Below are 18,292 nucleotides of genomic sequence, written 5' to 3'. Positions count from 1 at the left end.
TGCTTACTCGGGAGTTCGGTTGTGCTTCGTGTCCGGCCTGTTGACGGCGCCTGGACGAAGGGGGCCAGCAATCGGCGAAAGTGTCGCCGGTTGCCGGCGTGAAACGGCGCGAAGCTCCCCAACTCATCCTGAAATGCGCGCGGTGCGAGGGCGCCCTCTTGGTATGCGAGCCCGTCAGCCCGGACGATCGGGGGGTACGGGCACCACCACTCCCCCTCATCGGCGGACTCGCGCATCGGTGCGTTGGGGGGCACACAGCCCCCTGCGCAATATAAGGATGCGCGGCCATCGCACGCCACGAGACCGCTATGGTGGTCGTCTGAGAGCTCTTCGAGTCCCACGGGCCTCAAGCTTGACGCGGGCACGATGGCGCGCGTCGGGCCGCTTCATGATGCGGGGAATCCTTTGGGATGCTGAGGACCACGGACATCTGGAATGCGCGCTCGGGATCGTAGCTTTCGACATCCCCGACGCCTTGGCGGCCCCGACCGAGCTGGACACCACAGTCGAGCGTGAGCAAACTCAGTTCGTTCGCCTTCGCGAGGAGCCCGAGGATCAGATGAAAGGGTGGCCATCTGCCGATCAAGGTAGGGGCTGCGACGATCCCGGAATATCCTTACGCAATGACCTCTTAGGGACCCGATATGGCAATGGACCCCTGCGAGTTCGACCGTCGCTACGGGGAGATGCAGCGCGTCGTGAACGCCCACCTGGGGCGGGCCGTCGACGCCAGTAATGGAGAGGAGACGCCGGACGCCGTCCAGGCCTACATCAGGCATACCTGGTACAGGCAGCCGTGGCTGCTGGCCGTGGCCGAGCAACAACTTCGCGAATATGCCCGTCATCCACCTGGCCGACTTCGGCTGAGACTCGGAGAGTATTACCGGATTCCTGACGTCGGATTGCCGGAAGCCGAAATCCAGGACTGGCTTGTCGGTCTCGCGGACGCGATTCGGCGCGGCGCGGGGTCCGACACTGCTCCGCGTCCCTGCTCTCCGCAGACGCACTGGGAGTGGCACGCTCGTTTCCCCGAGTTGGGGCAGTTGCTCGGCGGTTGGTTCTCGCAGGACATGCCTGACGAATTCGTCGACCACATGGCGGCCCTGGATGACTATCTGGGCTCGACGAGCCCGGACCTCGTTGCCCGGCTCTGTGGTGAGCTGTACGAAGTCCTCGCGCTCAGCCTGGCGGAAGAGGACTACGCGCATGCGATCACCGAGCTGGGAATGGAGGTCGATCCACCCGCTCCCTACACGGCAGCGGCCTGGCTCGCACTGGTCGCTGAACGCGTAGCCGACTCTTCCTCCCCAGAGGGACGTTCGTCAGCCAGCCAGGGCGGACGCGAACAGCCGTAGCACCTACAGCAGGTGCCCGCGTAGGGATGTCACGGTCCGGACCCGCACACGGACGGCCCCCGGCTGCACGCCAAGAGGCCCTTCTCGAGACGAGTATCGCTGCCTGAACAGGCTCCTGGCCCCAGCAAGAGGTGTGGCGCCGGGGCGGAATCGGAGATCCGGTCGCCGCTCTTCTCGGGCCGGGGAACGTGGGCTCAAACCCGGCCGCCGACCACGGCACCAGTGCCCGATTCGCTCTGGCTCAACTGCCGACTTCGGACGAGAGCCCGTCTGCACAGCCAGCGACTTCACGGCAAGGACCACAGATCTGGCCGAAACGCATCTCCCACCGGCCACCTGTCGAGTCATGCGGTACCACTCCCCGGCCTGGTGCGCCACGGCGGCTGTCCCGCTGGGTGTCTCCACGTTCTGCGGCATCACGGCTGTCCGAGGCTGGGAATGGCGTTCGGGGCAAAGTCTGCGACTGAGGCCGGGAACTACGTAGGGCCCCACCCAGCGGTGGGGCCCTACGTAGTTCCCGGTCAGGCTGGGCGGAGGATACGGGATTCGAACTCGTGAGGGGTTGCCCCCAACACGCCTTCCAACTGTTCGTCTGGGGGGGGGTGTGCGGGGGCGTTCTGACCTGCGGTGCAGCCGTGGCGGGTGAGGGCCGCGAACGGTGCCGGACGTCCGTGAATGCAACCGGAAATGCAACCACGGTGAGGCGTGGGACAGCACCCGCAGCCGTCGGGCCGACCCGCCCGGCATGGGCAACTTCCTCATCAAGGTCGGCAGCAGGCCCGGCAACCCCGTCCATGCGGAGCCGGTCGCCGGCGAGTTGGCCGTCCACAACACCAACAAGGGCTGGAACGAGGACCCTGACGCCCGCTCCGCCCTACGGATCCGGGTGAGCGGCGCCAGGTGGGATGAACCGCCCCGCGGCCCGCTCCGTAGCAGGGATGGACCGCTATACCCCCCCGTCGGCCCCAGGTCGTCGGACCCGTCCGCATCGCGGGAGGCCGGGCCCGGCCTCTTGTGACCAGTGGAACGTCAGGAAGTGGTGCACATGAGCGAGGTCGGAGAAGCACGGTCGTCAGGTGAATCGCCCGACGGTCCTCCCCCCTACGAGGTGGTCATCACCGGCGGAGGCTCCGCCACCCTCGACGGCGAGCCCGTTCCGCCACCGGGGGATCAGCCGCTCGACACCGCGATCCTCGACACGCTCCAGGGATACGCGCACCTCAGCGGCAGCGCGGTAGCGGCCAACATCAGCAACCCCGCCTCGGGCAGTACCGCACGCATCGAGGTCGGCCCCGACGGCTCCAGCCGGCTCCTGGGCGGAAACCTCCGCCTCGACGCGCAGGCCGACGGCAAGGACCCGCACGCCGTGCTGACGATCATCGGCCGTGACGACGAGAACGACCACCAGTGGCATTTCCGGAAGGCACGCACCCGCGTCACCACCGGCGCCGGCCGCGCGGAGCGGCCTGCGCCCGCCCTGGCGAACCGGACGGCCACTCAGGCGCCGGCGGCCACGAAGGGCGACTCCACCTTCGGGGCTTCCTTCGGCCGGTGGTTGCCCGGCTTGCATCCGGCGAAGGGCCCCATGGGGTCGCGCAGGGTGGCCATCACGGGGCCCAGGAAGTCGCGGTGCCACGCGGCCGGGCCCGTCATGTCCCGTGCCGGGTTGGAAAGTTCCGCCCAGGCCAGCCACAGGCCGTGGAGCTGTGCGACCGCCTCCGGGTGCTCCCACCAGCGGGAGCACCACAGTGCTGTGGAGGTGGTCTCCCTGCCGTAGACGGGAAGCAGCACGTTGTGCGTCCACTCCACCAGCTGGAGAAGCGCGTCCTCGTAGTCGTGCCCGCCCAGATAGAGGATGAACTCGGGCTGGGGGGCGGACGGTGCGCCCTCTTCCGTACCGGAGTTCTCTTCGGGCTCGGGCTCGATCATCGTCCGTTCTCCTGCCGCTGTCGTCATGGAAGTCTCCACGCCACCACCACGTGCGCGCGGTGGGCTCGGTTCACTATCGCCCCGCTCCGCCCCGCCCCGCCCCGGGCAGGGACACCGGGACACAGGGCCGCCACGCAGCCCTGTTCGGGCCCTCCGCCGGTCACCGCCCAGCCGCCGCGGCTTCCGCCGTCCGCTGTCCACGCCGCACCCGACCGAAGGACGCGACCATGTCCGAACCCACCGACCAGCTCGACCCCTACGAGCTGGCCCATGAGCTCGCCGTGGCCGACCAGCTCGCGGCTCAGCAGATCAGCGCCGACCGCGACGGGGCGCGCGCTAGGGCCGCACGGGACGGGGCGGCGGCCAGGCGGCAGGGCCGCCCCGCCCCGCCGCGGGCCAGTGCCGAACGCCGGCGCAGCGGCGCCGCGAGCCGGATGGTCCGCGCCGTGCGCGAGCTGCGGGTCATGCTGCGCGGCGCCGACGGCGAGGAGCACCATCCCGGGCCGCCCGAGCAGGGGCGTGAGCAGCAGCCGGGCCGGCACCTCGGGCAGCAGTACGACCCGCGCTACGAACAGCAGGCGGCCCAGCAGCGGTACGCGCAACAGGCTGCGCACCAGCCCGACCAGCGGTCCGCATTCGAGCGGTACCAGCAACTCGGCGCGTTCGAGAAGCAGCTGGTCGAGGTGGCCGCCCTTCAGATGATCACCCAGAACCCGCAGTACGCCGCGGCTTACGATCGCGGGGAGCTGCCCGTGATGGGGGCGATCGCGGGCGAGGCTCAGGCCCGGCACCTGAAGGCGGTCGAGGAGGCGGCGCGGCGGGCCGCCCCGGCGCAGGGCGCGCAGTCGGGCCTGGGACGGGAGACCGACCCCACCCTGTTCCGGGATGCCGCACCCGTACAGGCCCGTGACGCCGCACCTGCTCGGGCCCCTGGCCCCGCGCCCGTCCAGGGCCAGGAGGCCCGGGGCGCCGAAACGTCGTCGGAGCGCTTCCGGCGACCCGCCCTGGCCGTCCGTACCGACGAGGCGACGTCGAAGCACGGCTTGGAGAGCGAGCCGAACGCGCGCCGCACCTCGTCGGCGAGCACGGACGCGCTCGTGGCCGGCCGATCCGGCACGCCGGGTTTCGACCAGAACGCCGTCTCGGCCGCCGCACGGGAGTCCCGCGCGGCAGGACCGACGCCCAACGGCAACCCCCCACGCGGCCGGCCCCCGAAGCAGCACGGGGAGGCGGCGGCCTCGCAGAAGCAGACCCGGTCCAGAGGGATGAAGTGACAGCGCGCCGGCTCCGGCACCGGGCAGCACCGTGAACCACCGGGGTCCAACCCCCGTAGTAAGGAGGTGAACCTCATACAGAGGACGGAGAGCACACCATGACAACCCCTCCGGACCGACGCGGCCGACGCCGTCGGGAGCCCGACCCCGAACGTGGTGAATCCCGATCGCCCTCACCCCCACCTGAGGAATACCAGTCGCAAACCTGGTACAACACCGTGTACAACGTGGCGCACCAGATCCGCGGATCCGAGCTTGTGACCTCCGCACTCGACCGTGCGGGACGGACAGGGCAGTGGATGGTCGACAGGACGCCCGCCGTCGTGGACACGGCCGTCGACTCCCTGGAATCCGCCGGGCTGGCCCTGCAGGCCACCGGCACCGCCCGAAACGATGCGGACCAGGGCTGGACTTCCACCTACAACTGGGGCGTCGCTTTCACCGGCGCTTCCGGAGCGCGGACGGTCTTCCTGGAGGGTCGCAGGGCGCTGCGGCCTCACCCCAACGATCCGCCGGACATCTTCGCCGCCGCACTCGGTGCCGCTAGGGCCGCCGGTGCTGGAATGTACGGCTTCGGCGCCGACCCCGCGACCAGGACGGCCGGTGCCGCGCTGCAAGGCGCGGGAATGGCCGGCGACTACCTGAGGAATCGTTACACCGCCAATCAGGCCCGTGCGGCGGAGGTCGAGCGCGCGCAGCGTGCGGCGGAGCGCGCGGCGGAGCCGGCGCCGCAGATCGAACGCCCGAGCTTCGGTGATCCGTTCAATGCTTCTTACGAGCTGCCTGTGCGGGAACGCGCCAGCGGATCCGAGCGGGGCCGGGGCTCTGAGGGCAGCGAGTTGCGCAGGCGGACTTCCAGCCGTGCGCCGGAGGAGGGCGAGCGGCGTTCCCGGCGGGAGGGAAGCCGGGCTCCCGAGAGCGAGCGGCGTTCCCGGCGGGAGTCAAGCCGGGCTCCCGAGAGTGAGCGGCGCAGGCGGGATTCGAGTGCGGCTCCGCAGGAGCGGCCCCGCGCGGTGCGGCCTCCCCGTGCGGAGCGCGACCGCCGTCCGCCGCCGAGTTGGAACGGTACTCTTCCGCAGTCTGCGGCTCCCCGGTCGATGAGTGGTTCCAGCAGTTCGTCCGAGGAACGTCGCTCCCGGCGCGAGTCCAGTCGTGCGCCGGAGGAGCGGCGTTCCCGGCGCGAGTCCAGTCGTGCGCCGGAGGAGCGGCGTTCCCGGCGCGAGTCCAGTCGTGCGCCGGAGGGCGAGCGGCGTGAGCGGCGTTCCAGCCGGGCTCCCGAGGCGCGGCTGGCCCGCCCCGAGCCGGTCGCGAACCCGACCGTGAGCATGCCCGTCCGCTCGCGGCAACCCGTCGGCGAGGGGCCGCCGCGGACCAGCGACAACCGGGCCCCGGCCCTGCGCCGCTCCAACACGAGCGGTATGACGCAGCTCAACCAGGAGAACACCACGCGCAGGCGTGGCGGCGGCCAGGGCGGTGGCGGCAGGTAGCGAGCGCCCCGCGGAGGTGGCCCGTTGCCTCCGCGCCGCCTGCCGGTACGCGGCGCTCGCCGGATGAGTGCCGCTGAGATCAGCTGCCCCGGGCCGCCGGCCGCCTCCTTCGAAGGAGGCGGCCGGCGGCCCGGACGGCGTTCCGTGTCCGGTCCGTCGGCCCGAGTCGGACGCGTCCGTCCGGCGGAGACAACCGTTCCCGTTGTGAAGCGGTCGGTGACCTGCCCCGTGGTGCTGGTGAGACTCTCAACCGGGAGGTCGCAGCAAGACGGGGCAGGTCACCATGACAACTCCACCGGAGCCGCGCGGGCGGACCGACATCGACGTGGAGCTTGGGGCCTCTCGCTCGCCCTCACCGCCGCCGGCCGACTTCGTGTCGGACCAGTGGAGGAACGCGGCGGCCGGCACGCTCCCGGGGACGAGGAGGCGGACCAGGACCGGGAGTGACGGACCCGGCCGTCCAGCCCCCCACCGCCCCCGTACGAGCGGGCTGGGGGCCACGTCGGGGGAACACCGCCGCGACCGTGCTCATGCTGCTTGGGGTCCCGGATCGCGTCATCGATCAGATCATGGGCTGGGAGTCGGGAACCTCCGCGCGTATGCGAGCGCGGTACCTGCACGTGCCGGACGCCATGCTCAAGGATGTGGCCCGGAAGAGCGCCGATGCCATCCGGGGTCCCCCGGAGACACCCTGTGTGGACAAGAACCTGGACAACGAGGGCTGAGAGAACTACGTAGGGCCCCACCGCCGAGGCGGTGGGGCCCTACGTTCAGCCCGGTGAGGCTGGGCGGAGGATACGAGATTCGAACTCGTGAGGGGTTGCCCCCAACACGCTTTCCAAGCGTGCGCCCTAGGCCACTAGGCGAATCCTCCGCCGCAGACTGTACAAGACCATGGGGGGTGCTCGCGAACCCGGATTCCGATCACGGATCCGGGGGTGGGGTGGCGGGGCGCGAGGTCGAACGGGAGGTGGGGGATCGGGTAGTGTGGCGGCAGCCCCTCACGTGGCGCTATCTGACTGAACTCCCCCAGGGCCGGAAGGCAGCAAGGGTAGGTTGGCTCTGGCGGGTGCGTGGGGGGCGTTTGCGTGTGCGGGCTGCGGGGTTGCCGCGGCGTGGGCCACTTGTCGGTGTCGGCCTATATCGTCGGGGGTGTGTCGTCCCTCGCCCTGTACCGCCGCTATCGCCCCGAGACCTTCGCCGAGGTCATCGGGCAACAGCATGTGACCGACCCGCTGCAGCAGGCGCTGCGCAACAACCGGGTCAACCACGCGTACCTCTTCAGCGGCCCGCGCGGCTGCGGCAAGACGACCAGTGCGCGCATTCTGGCCCGGTGCCTGAACTGCGAGCAGGGCCCCACGCCCTCCCCCTGCGGGGAGTGCCAGTCGTGCCGTGACCTGGCGCGGAACGGGCCCGGGTCGATCGACGTCATCGAGATCGACGCCGCTTCGCACGGCGGCGTGGACGATGCTCGCGAGCTGCGGGAGAAGGCGTTCTTCGGGCCCGCCTCCAGCCGGTACAAGATCTACATCGTCGACGAGGCGCACATGGTGACCCCCGCGGGGTTCAACGCGCTGCTGAAGGTCGTCGAGGAGCCGCCCGAGCATCTGAAGTTCATCTTCGCGACGACGGAGCCCGAGAAGGTCATCGGGACGATCCGCTCGCGTACGCACCACTATCCGTTCCGCCTCGTCCCGCCGGGCACGCTCCGTGACTACCTGGACGAGGTGTGCGGTCGCGAGCAGATCTCCGTCGAGGACGCGGTGCTGCCGCTGGCCGTACGGGCGGGCGCCGGCTCGGTGCGGGACTCGATGTCGGTGATGGACCAACTCCTCGCCGGTGCGGGTGAGGACGGTGTGACATATGCCATGGCGACCTCGCTGCTCGGCTACACCGACAGCGCGCTGCTGGACGATGTCGTGGACGCGTTCGCCGCCGGTGACGGGGCGCGGGCGTTCGAGATCGTCGACCGCGTCATCGAGGGCGGGCACGACCCGCGCCGGTTCGTCACCGACCTGCTGGAGCGGCTGCGGGATCTGGTGATCCTGGCCGCGGTGCCGGACGCCGTCGAGAAGACGCTGATCGACGCGCCCGGGGACGTGGTCGAGCGGATGCAGGCCCAGGCGTCCGTCTTCGGCGCGGCCGAACTGAGTCGCGCAGCGGACATCGTCAACACGGGACTGACGGAGATGCGGGGGGCGACCTCCCCCCGGCTGCAGCTCGAACTGATCTGCGCGCGTGTGCTGCTGCCCGCCACGTACGGGGACGAGCGTTCGGTGCAGGCCCGGCTGGACCGGCTGGAGCGCGGCGCCGCGGCGGCTGCGCTGAGCGCTCCTGGTGCCGGTGCGGGTGCCGGTTCCCCCGGTGCCGGTGCGGGTGCGCCTGGTGCTGGTGGTGGTCCTGGTGCCGGTGCCCCCGGTGCCGGTGCCGGGGCCGGTGGTCCCGGTGCTCCCGGTGCCCCCGGTGTGGGTGCTCCCGGTGCCGGCACCGGCGGTGGTCCGGGCGCTGGTGCCGGGGGCCCCGGGGCTGCTTCCGGTGGAGCGCCGGGGTACGGAGCTTCCGGGGCCGGTGGCCCTGGCGATCCCGCTCCCGCGGCCGGCGCCGGAGCGGTCGAGGGTCCTCCCGGCGCCGTTCCCGCGGGGCCGCCCGCCGCGGCTGCCGCCGGTCCCTCCGGCGCTGCGGACGGAGCCGCCCCCGCGGAGCAGCCGCCCGCGGAGCCCGCGCGGCGGCCCGGTGCCTGGCCCGGCGGAACCGGCCCCGGCGGCGGTGGCGGAGCGCCCGGCGGTGGCGGTACGGGGGAGCCCGCGCGGCGCCCCGGGGCCTGGCCCGGTACGGCGGGCCCCCCGAGCGGCGGCTCGGCGGCGTCCGCGCCGACCGACTCCGCTCCGGCAGCTCCGGTGCCCGCGCCCGCAGCCACCGACCGGACCGGTCCGCCCGCGTCCGCGCCGACCGGACCCGCGGGGTCCGCGCCCGGGGGCGGACCCGTGCAGGGCGGCGGCGACCCCGCACAGATCCGGCAGATGTGGCCGCAGATCCTGGAGGCCGTCAAGAACCGGCGGCGCTTCACCTGGATCCTGCTCAGTCAGAACGCGCAGGTCGTCGGCTTCGACGGCAAGACCCTCCAGGTCGGCTTCCCGAACGCGGGCGCCCGCGACAGCTTCGCCAACGGCGGCAGTGACGAGGTGCTGCGGCAGGCGCTCGGCGACGCGCTGGGCGTGCAGTGGCAGGTCGAGGCCATCGTCGATCCGTCGGGCGGCGGCGGTGGTGCCGGGGGCCCTAGCGGGCCGGGCTCCGGGCACGGCGCGGGGTCCGGGACGACGGGAGGCGGCACCGCCGGTACGCGGAGCGCGATGGCGGCACCCGCTCCCGCCCCGGCGCCGCCCCAGCAGTGGTCGGCGGCGCCCTCTGTGCCCTCCGCGGCCGGCGCCGCCGCTTCGGGGCCTGCCGCGTCCGCGCCGAGCGCGCCCGGCGGGCCGGGGCACTCCTCGGCGGTCTCGGCGGCCGAATCCGGAGCGGTGCCCTCCCAGGCGTCCGCACCGGCTCCGGAGGCACCGCGTGCGGCCTCCGCGCTGTCCGGCTATGTGCCGGAGGAGGACATGCCCGCCGAGGACGATCCCGACCTGGACGAATCCGCGCTCTCCGGGCACGACCTCATCGTCCGGGAGCTCGGAGCGACGGTGCTGGAGGAGCTCCGGCACGACTGACGACCGGGTGGCGCCCGGGCGGTGCGGTGTCCGGGCCGTGCGGCCGTCGTCGTCCGGGGACGGGTGCCTTCGTCCCTGCCGTCGCCGTCGCCGGTCCAAGGCTGAGCACGTAGGCTCGGGGCGTTGAAGAGGCGTCTAGTGAGCCAGGAGCAATCGTGATTCCCGGTGGTGGGCAGCCTGACATGCAGCAGTTGCTGCAGCAGGCGCAGAAGATGCAGCAGGATCTGGCCGCGGCGCAGCAGGAGCTGGCCGAAACCTCCGTCGAGGGCTCGGCGGGCGGCGGCCTGGTGAAGGCGACCGTCAACGGTTCCGGCGAGCTCCAGGGGCTGGTCATCGATCCGAAGGCGGTGGACCCGGAGGACACCGAGACCCTCGCGGACATGGTGCTCGCCGCGGTCCGTGACGCTAACGGTGCCGCTGCCGAACTCCAGCAGCAGAAGCTCGGCCCGCTCGCGCAGGGCATGGGCGGAATGCCCGGCCTGCCGTTCTGAAGCGACCGGTCCGGCCGGTACGCCGGTTCGGCCGGTTCCCCCGGTACGGCGGATTCCCACCGGCCGGACGGACGGCGGGCCGGCGGGAGTCGGCCGGCCGGTTCGGTCGGCCCGGCCGCACGCTGCCGGATCCGGGTGAGTCCTCGGCCCTGTGGCTCGCGGTGTCGAGCCCGGCAGGCGGGCACGCGGTACCGGGCCCGGACACCAGGGCGGAGCCGGAGGTCGAACGGCCGTTCAGCCGGGGGTCTGCTCCCGGACAGCGGCTAGTGGTGGCCCGTACGGACCACTAACGTACTCAGAGGACGAACAGAGAGCAGGCGGGAGCCATCCGTGTACGAAGGCGTGGTCCAGGACCTGATCGACGAGCTGGGCAGACTGCCCGGCGTCGGTCCCAAGAGCGCGCAGCGGATCGCTTTCCACATCCTGCAGGCCGAGCCCGCCGACGTACGCCGGCTCGCCGGTGCGCTGACCGAGGTCAAGGAGAAGGTCAGGTTCTGCGCGGTGTGCGGCAATGTCGCGCAGGAGGAGCAGTGCCGGGTCTGTGCCGATCCGCGCCGTGACGCGTCGGTCATCTGCGTGGTCGAGGAGCCCAAGGACGTCGTGGCGATCGAGCGCACCCGCGAGTTCCGGGGGCGCTACCACGTGCTGGGCGGCGCGATCAGCCCCATCGAGGGGGTCGGCCCCGACGATCTGCGGATCAGGGAACTGCTCTCCCGCCTCGCCGACGGGACGGTCACCGAGCTGATCCTCGCCACGGATCCCAATCTGGAGGGCGAGGCGACGGCCACGTATCTCGCGCGGATGGTCTCCGCCATGGGGTTGAAGGTGACGCGGCTGGCGAGCGGGCTCCCCGTCGGGGGAGACCTGGAGTACGCGGACGAGGTCACGCTGGGGCGGGCCTTCGAAGGAAGGCGGCTCCTGGATGTGTGAGCCCGTGCGAGGTTGTGCGAGCCAGGGCCACGACGAGCCCACAGGGGAGAGGTTGCCCGATGTCTGATGCGACGCTGAACTCCATCAAGAACAGTCCCGACGACTTCGCCGTGCAGATCAGCGACCAGATCGAGAGCTTCGTGGTCGCCGTCACCGAGGTCGCCAAGGGTGACGACCCGGACAGCGCGGTCCCCTATCTCCTGCTGGAGGTCTCGCAGCTGCTCCTCGCGGGCGGGCGGCTGGGCGCGCACGAGGACTTCCTCCCGGACGAGCGGTACGAGCCGGACGTGGGCCCGGAGCCGGACGTGGACGAGTTGCGCGAGCGCCTCGCCGCGCTGCTGGATCCGGTCGACGTCTACTCCGAGGTCTTCGACCCGTATGTGCCGCGTTCCGCGCCGGTCGCGTGCCGGATCTCCGACGATCTCTCGGACGTCCTCACCGATCTGCGGCACGGCATGGCCCACTACCGTGCGGGCCGGGTGAGCGAAGCGTTGTGGTGGTGGCAGTTCTCCTATCTTTCGAACTGGGGGCCGACCGCTTCGGCGTCGCTGCGTGCCCTGCAGTCGCTGGTGGTGCACGTCCGGCTGGACAAGCCGCTCGACGAGCTCGACGGGCTGGACACCGACAGCAACGCCGTGGACGAGGACGGCTCGCTGGAGGCCGAGGCCGGTGCCGTGATGGCCGCCGAGATCGGCGGCCCGCTGGGGATGCGGCAGAGCGAGGCGTAGCCGCCCGCGGGCCGCGGCCGGTCGCCGGTCCTCGGGCGGTACGCCGTCCGGCAGTCCCGGGGCGGGGTACGTCATGGCGGCTGTCGGCTGTCGGCTGCCGCGCGCCGCGACCCCGCCCGGGCGTCGGGCCCCGGGTCCCGAGCGCCGGGTGGCGGACGCCGGGCTCCGAGCCCTCTTTCTGAGGAATGGGCGGTGGGTCTCTCCCCGCCCACCCGCCCCTGAAGCCGGGCACGGCAGGGGGCGCGACGGAGCGTGCCGTGCGCCGTTGCAGAGGGTGACAGAGTGTGGTTAGCGTTCACACCGACAACAACAACCCCGGCGCGGTGCGACCAACACCGGCCGGGGTCTCACCACCAGACCAGGACATTGATCTGATGGCTTACGCCGACCTTAACGCCCCCCTCTCCGCGTCCGCACATCCCATGGCCAAGCCGGGATTCGGGAAGCGGACCCCCGATTCCGCACGGCCGGAAGGCCCGTCGTCCCGGGCGGACTTCGCACATCTGCCGGAGCGTGCCGCCTGCCTCGCGTCCTTCATCGACCGGCTGCCCGAGGGTGCCGCCATCGACGTGAAGACCCTCGCCAAGTCCCAGCCCCGCTACGGCCAGCAGGCGTGCCGTTCCGCGCTCCGCGAGCTGTCCCGCGCGGGGCATCTGCGCCGGGTCGGCGGACTGGTGGGGGAGGGGGGTGCCCGCAGCATGTGACGCGGACGTACTTCTCGCGTGCGGCGCGGGACGAGGACTGGTGGACGGCGTTCCTCGACGGCCGGGTCTCCCCGGCTGCGGACCAGCGCCCCGTTCCCGGCCCCGCCACGGACCCCGTCCGCATCCCCGGTCCCGTCCCGGACCCCGTCCCCGTTCCCGTTCCGGACGTGAGCCCGGCCCCGGAACCGCCCCGCCGCACGGAGGCGTACCGGGCGCTCGCGGCGCTCGGCCGGCGCGATCCCCGGCTCGTCCTGTCGTCGGCGGAGTGCGCGGAACTGGCGGCATCGGCAGCCGAGTGGCTGGCCCGCGACACCGACGCGGAACGGTTCGCGTCCGCGATGACAGCGGGGCTGCCGCCCGTCGTCCACAGCCCTGCGGGGCTGGTGCGGAGCCGTCTCACGGCCAAACTCCCGCCCGTACCGGCGGCGCCTGAACGCCGGGCGCCCGTACGGCTCCGCCCGGAGTGCACCGACTGCGGCCGGCCCGGAAGCCCCGAATCCCTGCGCGGCGGTCTCTGCCGCACCTGCCGAGCCGAACCCGCCCCACCGCGCGACGGCCTGCCCGGCGAGGACGTCCGCCGCTGGGCGGCCCTGGTACGCGGCGGCCTGGCCGCGGGCCGACCACCCATCCGGCCACGGCCGGCCCGGCCCGGCCTCGCCATGGAGAAGCTGCAGGACTACGTCCACTGAGCCGCGGGAGACAACGGTTCGGGAGGCGATGGTTCGGACGGTCCCGCAGCCGCCGCCCTCACCCGCCCTGAACCGGTTCCCGGCGCCGTCCCCTTCCCTCACCCCAGGATTCCGGCCTGCCGCGCCGCGGTGAGCCAGGACGGGAACTCGCTCAGCAGGCTCTGGTAGAGGGCGTCGTCCGAGAGGGTGAGGGGCGTGCGGCCTGCCGGGAAGAACCCGGCGTTGTCCACCATGCGCTTGGCCGGGACCGGGAGCTCGTCGAGCTTGCGCAGGAAGTCGAACTGCGTGCTGTCCGGATCGCCGAAGCCGACGAACTGCCAGAACAGCGGCAGCCGTGCCGCCGTGCACAACACGTGCTCGGCGGCGGCGCGGGAGGTCGGACCGCCGTCCGTCTGGAAGATCACCAGGCCGGGGTCGGTGGCGCCCGAGGCGGTGTAGTGGTCGATGACCGCCTGCATGGCCACGTGGTAGTTGGTCCGGCCCATGTGGCCGAGGCCGTCGTGCAGGGCGCCGATGCGGTCCTCGTAGGCGTCCAGACCGACCTCGGCCGTGCCGTCCACCTCGGTGGAGAAGAAGACGACCGGCACGACGCCGTCGTCGTCGAGGTTCGCGGACAGCCCCAGCGTCTGCTCGGCGAGGTGCTGGACCGTGCCGTCCTTGTAGTAGGGCCGCATGCTGCCCGAACGGTCGAGCACCAGGTAGACCGCGGCCCGCTGGCCCTCCAGTCCGGCGCTCTCCAGGGAGCGGCGGGCGGTTTTGTACAGGTTCACCAGTCCGGGAGCCCGCGCAGTGACCTTCCGCAGGTCGACCGCCGGCCCTCTCCCGGCGGGGCTCGCGCCCGCCGCGTGCTGTCCCGGCCGGCTCGACTGTCCCGACTGCCCCGGTGTCCGCTTCACGTAGTCGATGGCCATGTGGGCCTCCTCGCTTCTCGTCCCTCGTCCCCGCTCCTCGTACCGCAGCGGGTCCGGCCGGGCGGCGGGGGCCGTGCCCCGAGCCCCGGGTGGTCGGGAGCCGGACCGGTCCCGTTCCGCCAGCTCACGGTCGTGCCCCACCGTCCCTCGGCCCTCCGTCGGCACTCCGCCAGGCCGCTGTCCGGCACAGTACGGAGTACGCGGCGGCCGAGCGCGGCAAAGCGGAAAAGCGGGAGAACCGAATAAAGGGAAAGCCGGAAAGAAGCTGATACGGCACGATATGCCGGAGTGGGGTCCTTCGTCCGGGGTGTGCCGCGGGGGATCGTGAACAGACTCACGTTTCCGTGTCATTTCGGCCCTGGTGGGCAGGGGCCTCCGCGGACGGGACCGGGTTCCGTCCGGTCGATACACTGAGCCGACCAGTGGATCCCATCCTTCCGGGCAGCGTCGCACGGAGCGCCGGGGTCCCGGGAAATGATTCGAGGAGCGAGCACACGTGGGCCTTGTCGTGCAGAAGTACGGCGGCTCCTCCGTTGCCGATGCCGAAGGCATCAAGCGCGTTGCCAAGCGGATCGTCGAAGCCAAGAAGAACGGCAACCAGGTTGTCGTCGTGGTCTCGGCGATGGGTGACACGACGGACGAGCTGATCGATCTTGCCTCAGAGGTGTCTCCGGTCGCCTCCGGCCGCGAGTTCGACATGCTGCTGACCGCAGGAGAGCGGATCTCCATGGCCCTGCTGGCGATGGCGATCAAATCCCTCGGTCATGAGGCGCAGTCGTTCACCGGCAGCCAGGCGGGTCTGATCACCGACTCCGCGCACAACAAGGCGCGGATCATCGACGTCACCCCCGGCCGGATCAAGGATTCGGTCGACGAGGGCAACATCGCGATCGTCGCCGGATTCCAGGGCGTCTCGCAGGACAGCAAGGACATCACCACCCTGGGCCGGGGTGGTTCGGACACCACCGCGGTCGCGCTGGCCGCGGCGCTCAACGCCGAGGTCTGCGAGATCTACACCGACGTCGACGGTGTCTTCACCGCCGACCCGCGCGTGGTGAAGAAGGCGCGGAAGATCGACCGGATCTCCTTCGAGGACATGCTGGAGCTGGCCTCGTCCGGCTCCAAGGTGCTGCTGCACCGCTGCGTCGAGTACGCGCGCCGCTACAACATCCCGATCCACGTGCGGTCGTCCTTCTCCGGCCTGAGGGGTACGTGGGTCACGAACGAGCAGCCGGACGGGCAAGGGGAAGAGTCGATGGAGCAGGCGATCATCTCGGGAGTGGCGCACGACACGTCCGAGGCCAAGGTCACGGTCGTCGGGGTGCCGGACAAGCCGGGCGAGGCCGCCGCGCTCTTCCGCGCGGTCGCGGCCGCCGAGATCAACCTGGACATGGTGGTCCAGAACGTCTCCGCCGCCTCCACCGGGCTCACCGACATCTCCTTCACGCTGCCCAAGTCCGAGGGCAAGAAGGCCATCGCCGCGCTGGAGAAGGTGCAGGGCACGGTCGGCTTCGACTCGCTGCGCTACGACGACCAGATCGCGAAGATCTCCCTCGTCGGTGCGGGCATGAAGACCAACCCGGGCGTGACGGCGACCTTCTTCGAGGCGCTGTCCGACGCCGAGGTCAACATCGAGCTGATCTCCACCTCGGAGATCCGTATCTCGGTCGTCACCCGCGAGGAGGCCGTGCAGGACGCGGTCCGCGCCGTCCACTCCGCCTTCGGGCTGGACAGCGACACCGACGAGGCCGTGGTCTACGGCGGCACCGGCCGCTGACCGGCGCTTTCCGTCGGTCGGTCGGGCCCACTGGCCACGGTGGTGCGCGCTGACGGACAATGGCGCTCCCCGCCCCTGCAACCGGCAGGCAGGCGGGGAGCGTCTTTGTGTCCCTGGAGCCTGACGCGCACGGGGAGCGCGGTCGAGGGCCTGGGAGACACGGGGCGTTCACGGAGACTGAGAGATGTGTGTATGACGGCATGTGGTGTGTTTTCGCGCACAGTGCCTGTCGCGTACAACCCTGACGGGGGGAAACGTGTCAAACAGGCGTGGCAGAGGTACTCGGAATCGCAACGGCCCCTGGTCGCCCCAGCGCTGGTGCTGGAGGGCTACCAGTGGCGGGAGGCATGTCTGTGATCGCGCCGTGGCCCGCCGCGCGCCCCTCGCGTCCGCTCACACAGCATGGGGACGCTGACGAGGCGATGGCACATGGCACCACAGTCGATCACCTGACCGAGACCTACCGCGCCCACTACAAGTCCCTGCTCGGGCTCGCGGCGCTCCTGCTCGACGACACCGCCTCGTGCGAGGACGTCGTCCAGGAGGCGTTCATCCGCGTCCACTCGGCGCGCAAGCGCGTGCGCGACCCCGAGAAGACCCTCGCCTACCTCAGGCAGACGGTCGTGAACCTCTCCCGCTCCGCGCTGCGCCGCCGCATCCTCGGGCTCAAGCTGCTCTCCAAGCCGATGCCCGACATGGCGAGCGCCGAGGAGGGGGCGTACGAGCAGCTCGAACGGGATCAGTTGATCAAGGCGATGCGCGGTCTGCAGCGGCGCCAGCGGGAAGTGCTGGTGCTGCGGTATTTCGCCGATATGACCGAGGCTCAGGTGGCCGAGGCGCTCGGTCTCTCCCTGGGCTCCGTGAAGGCTTACGGGTCGCGCGGGATCGCCGCGCTGCGTACCGCCATGGAGGCGGCGTCATGAGTGACGGACTGGGTCTCCCCGACGGCGAGGAGCCGCGCGGGTCGCACGAGGTGCCGGGGGGCTCCCCCGAGGCACCGGGCTCCCCCGAGGCACAGGGCTCCCCTGAAACGCCGGGCTCCCCCGAGGCGCGGGGCGCCCGCGAATCCGGCGGGCCGCGCGAGCGTGCGATGCCGTCCGGCGCCGCCGAACCGGGCACCCGTCCGGACGGCCCGGAAGGGCCCGCGGATCAGCGTCCCGCGGCGGCTCAGGGCGCCGGGGACGCGGGCCCGTCGGGTGAAGCCGGTGCGCAGGGGTCCGGTGCTCCCGAGGAGATGTCGCTCGACCTGTTCGACGAGTCCGCACTCAGCTCCGAGGAGGAGACCCTCCGGGACCTCCTGCAGCACAGCGTCCGCGGCATCGAACCGCCCGCCGAGAGCTTCGACCGCACCCTCGACCACCTCCAGCGGGCGGTGCCCGCACGGCGTGCGCACCGCCGCCAGGCGATGGTCGGCGGCGTGGCGGCGGCCCTCGTGGCCCTCGTCGGCGTGCCCGCGCTCGTCTACGGCGGCGTACCCGGCGTCGGCGGGGACGACCACCCGGTGACCGCGGGCAGCGTCCACGGCCAGACCCGCGGCCCCGACGCCGGCGCCGGCGGGAACGGCGGCAAGGGCGAGGAGGGCCGGGACGGCGGCAAGGACAACGACAAGGACAAGAAGCACAAGGGCGACGGAGGTGCCCACCCGGCACCCACCGGCGGCCCCGGCGACAGCGCCGACCCCAACGAGAGCCTCAGCGCCAGCGCACCCACCTGCGGCAGCAACCAGCTCGGCGGGGGCTCCGCGGAGTCCGGGGCGCCCGACAGCAAGGGCACTGTCTACGGCAGCTTCCGGGTCGCCAACGTCTCCGGCGACCCCTGCACGGTCCAGGGCGAAGGGCTGGTCGGCGCCTCCGTGCAGGGCAGGGCCGGCGGCGGGCAGGTCCTGGTCGTCGACCACACCGCGGGTGACCCGGCGCCCGGCCTCGGCGATCCGGCCGCCGCGCGGGACGAGGTCGTGCTGCGCCCCGGCCAGGCGTACGTGGTGAAGTTCGCCTGGGTGCCCAGCGGCGGGTGCAGTTCGCCCACCCCGCAGGGCGGCCGCAACGACGGCGAGACGGCCGGCCCCGGTACCGGGAGCGGCGACGGCTCCGCGGACGGCGGCGGGGACAGCTCCGGCGGCAGCACCGGAACGCCCGGCGAGGGCGACGCCGGTGGCGGTGACTCGGGCGGCGGCGACGCCGCGGTGGTGGTCTCCCACACCCCGGAGGGCGGCGCCCCCGCCGCGGGGACGAAGGTGTCCGGAGCGTGCGGCAGCGGAACGGTTTACCGCACGGGCGTGATCCCGCAGACCTGACCCGGCTGCGAAGCCCTCGC

At 72.0% G+C, this 18,292-nt stretch carries 15 protein-coding genes, 1 tRNA gene, 1 other RNA gene and 1 pseudogene; 14 read left to right on the top strand and 4 right to left on the bottom strand.

Features of this window, described 5'->3' with window-relative positions; genetic code table 11:
• Nucleotides 1-644: 644 nt before the first annotated feature.
• The gene (locus ACFYNS_RS08510) at nucleotides 645-1,355 is read left to right on the top strand and encodes a contact-dependent growth inhibition system immunity protein (RefSeq protein ID WP_388601636.1); all 711 of its coding nucleotides are present in this window, start codon (nucleotides 645-647) and stop codon (nucleotides 1,353-1,355) included.
• Nucleotides 1,356-2,427: 1,072 nt separating this feature from the next.
• Here ACFYNS_RS08510 and ACFYNS_RS08505 read toward each other — a convergent pair.
• Nucleotides 2,428-2,769 (bottom strand): hypothetical protein, encoded by a 342-nt coding sequence (locus ACFYNS_RS08505; RefSeq protein ID WP_388601633.1) that lies wholly within the window; start codon nucleotides 2,767-2,769, stop codon nucleotides 2,428-2,430.
• A gap of 83 nt (nucleotides 2,770-2,852) precedes the next feature.
• Entirely contained in the window at nucleotides 2,853-3,311 is a 459-nt protein-coding gene (locus ACFYNS_RS08500; RefSeq protein WP_388601631.1) for a DUF4913 domain-containing protein, read from the bottom strand.
• Between the two features lie 200 nt (nucleotides 3,312-3,511).
• Here ACFYNS_RS08500 and ACFYNS_RS08495 point away from each other — a divergent pair, with 200 nt between their 5' ends.
• The 3 genes and pseudogenes from ACFYNS_RS08495 to ACFYNS_RS08485 form a co-directional block, all read left to right on the top strand.
• On the top strand, nucleotides 3,512-4,558 hold the full coding sequence (locus ACFYNS_RS08495) for a hypothetical protein (RefSeq protein WP_388601628.1): 1,047 nt from the start codon (nucleotides 3,512-3,514) through the stop codon (nucleotides 4,556-4,558).
• A 227-nt stretch (nucleotides 4,559-4,785) separates the two neighbouring features.
• Nucleotides 4,786-6,045 (top strand): hypothetical protein, encoded by a 1,260-nt coding sequence (locus ACFYNS_RS08490; RefSeq protein WP_388601626.1) that lies wholly within the window; start codon nucleotides 4,786-4,788, stop codon nucleotides 6,043-6,045.
• A gap of 509 nt (nucleotides 6,046-6,554) precedes the next feature.
• Nucleotides 6,555-6,770 (top strand): annotated as a pseudogene (locus ACFYNS_RS08485) (site-specific integrase); the annotation flags it as partial.
• 64 nt (nucleotides 6,771-6,834) lie between these two features.
• Here the strand turns inward: ACFYNS_RS08485 and ACFYNS_RS08480 are convergent.
• A tRNA-Ser gene (locus tag ACFYNS_RS08480) sits at nucleotides 6,835-6,919 on the bottom strand.
• Between the two features lie 118 nt (nucleotides 6,920-7,037).
• Between ACFYNS_RS08480 and ffs the strand changes: the two genes are divergently transcribed.
• The 7 genes from ffs (at nucleotide 7,038) to ACFYNS_RS08445 (ending at nucleotide 13,291) form a co-directional block, all read left to right on the top strand.
• Nucleotides 7,038-7,134: signal recognition particle sRNA small type (gene ffs / locus ACFYNS_RS08475), an RNA gene on the top strand.
• Nucleotides 7,135-7,199: 65 nt separating this feature from the next.
• A complete protein-coding gene (locus tag ACFYNS_RS08470) occupies nucleotides 7,200-9,749 on the top strand; it encodes a DNA polymerase III subunit gamma and tau (protein WP_388601625.1) in 2,550 nt (849 codons plus the stop codon).
• A 155-nt stretch (nucleotides 9,750-9,904) separates the two neighbouring features.
• Nucleotides 9,905-10,240: a YbaB/EbfC family nucleoid-associated protein gene (locus tag ACFYNS_RS08465; protein WP_074998858.1), complete on the top strand. Its 336-nt coding sequence runs from the start codon at nucleotides 9,905-9,907 to the stop codon at nucleotides 10,238-10,240.
• A gap of 330 nt (nucleotides 10,241-10,570) precedes the next feature.
• On the top strand, nucleotides 10,571-11,170 hold the full coding sequence (gene recR, locus ACFYNS_RS08460) for a recombination mediator RecR (RefSeq protein WP_074998857.1): 600 nt from the start codon (nucleotides 10,571-10,573) through the stop codon (nucleotides 11,168-11,170).
• Between the two features lie 59 nt (nucleotides 11,171-11,229).
• Nucleotides 11,230-11,898, top strand: coding sequence for a DUF5063 domain-containing protein (locus ACFYNS_RS08455; protein WP_360303712.1), 669 nt, complete (start codon nucleotides 11,230-11,232; stop codon nucleotides 11,896-11,898).
• 374 nt (nucleotides 11,899-12,272) lie between these two features.
• On the top strand, nucleotides 12,273-12,602 hold the full coding sequence (locus tag ACFYNS_RS08450) for a hypothetical protein (protein ID WP_360292468.1): 330 nt from the start codon (nucleotides 12,273-12,275) through the stop codon (nucleotides 12,600-12,602).
• Nucleotides 12,599-13,291: a hypothetical protein gene (locus tag ACFYNS_RS08445; protein WP_360292470.1), complete on the top strand. Its 693-nt coding sequence runs from the start codon at nucleotides 12,599-12,601 to the stop codon at nucleotides 13,289-13,291. The genes ACFYNS_RS08450 and ACFYNS_RS08445 overlap by 4 nt, the downstream gene beginning before the upstream one ends.
• Before the next feature lie 98 nt (nucleotides 13,292-13,389).
• Here ACFYNS_RS08445 and ACFYNS_RS08440 read toward each other — a convergent pair whose 3' ends face one another.
• Complete coding sequence (locus ACFYNS_RS08440) at nucleotides 13,390-14,202, bottom strand: vWA domain-containing protein (protein ID WP_388601621.1); 813 nt, start codon at nucleotides 14,200-14,202, stop codon at nucleotides 13,390-13,392.
• A 496-nt stretch (nucleotides 14,203-14,698) separates the two neighbouring features.
• Between ACFYNS_RS08440 and ACFYNS_RS08435 the strand changes: the two genes are divergently transcribed.
• The 3 genes from ACFYNS_RS08435 to ACFYNS_RS08425 all read left to right on the top strand — a co-directional run bounded on the left by ACFYNS_RS08435 (nucleotide 14,699) and on the right by ACFYNS_RS08425 (nucleotide 18,272).
• Nucleotides 14,699-15,979, top strand: a complete 1,281-nt coding sequence (locus ACFYNS_RS08435) for an aspartate kinase (RefSeq protein WP_019354760.1) — start codon at nucleotides 14,699-14,701, stop codon at nucleotides 15,977-15,979.
• Nucleotides 15,980-16,326: 347 nt separating this feature from the next.
• Nucleotides 16,327-16,902 (top strand): SigE family RNA polymerase sigma factor, encoded by a 576-nt coding sequence (locus ACFYNS_RS08430; RefSeq protein WP_360292476.1) that lies wholly within the window; start codon nucleotides 16,327-16,329, stop codon nucleotides 16,900-16,902.
• Entirely contained in the window at nucleotides 16,899-18,272 is a 1,374-nt protein-coding gene (locus tag ACFYNS_RS08425) for a hypothetical protein (protein WP_360292479.1), read from the top strand. Before ACFYNS_RS08430 ends, ACFYNS_RS08425 begins: the two co-directional genes overlap by 4 nt.
• Nucleotides 18,273-18,292 lie beyond the last annotated feature (20 nt).

Source organism: Streptomyces sp. NPDC006925 (genome assembly GCF_042869575.1).
Lineage (GTDB): Bacteria > Actinomycetota > Actinomycetes > Streptomycetales > Streptomycetaceae > Streptomyces.
The sequence above is the reverse complement of the archived record's forward strand: the minus strand, read 5'-3'. Positions and strand labels throughout refer to the sequence as shown.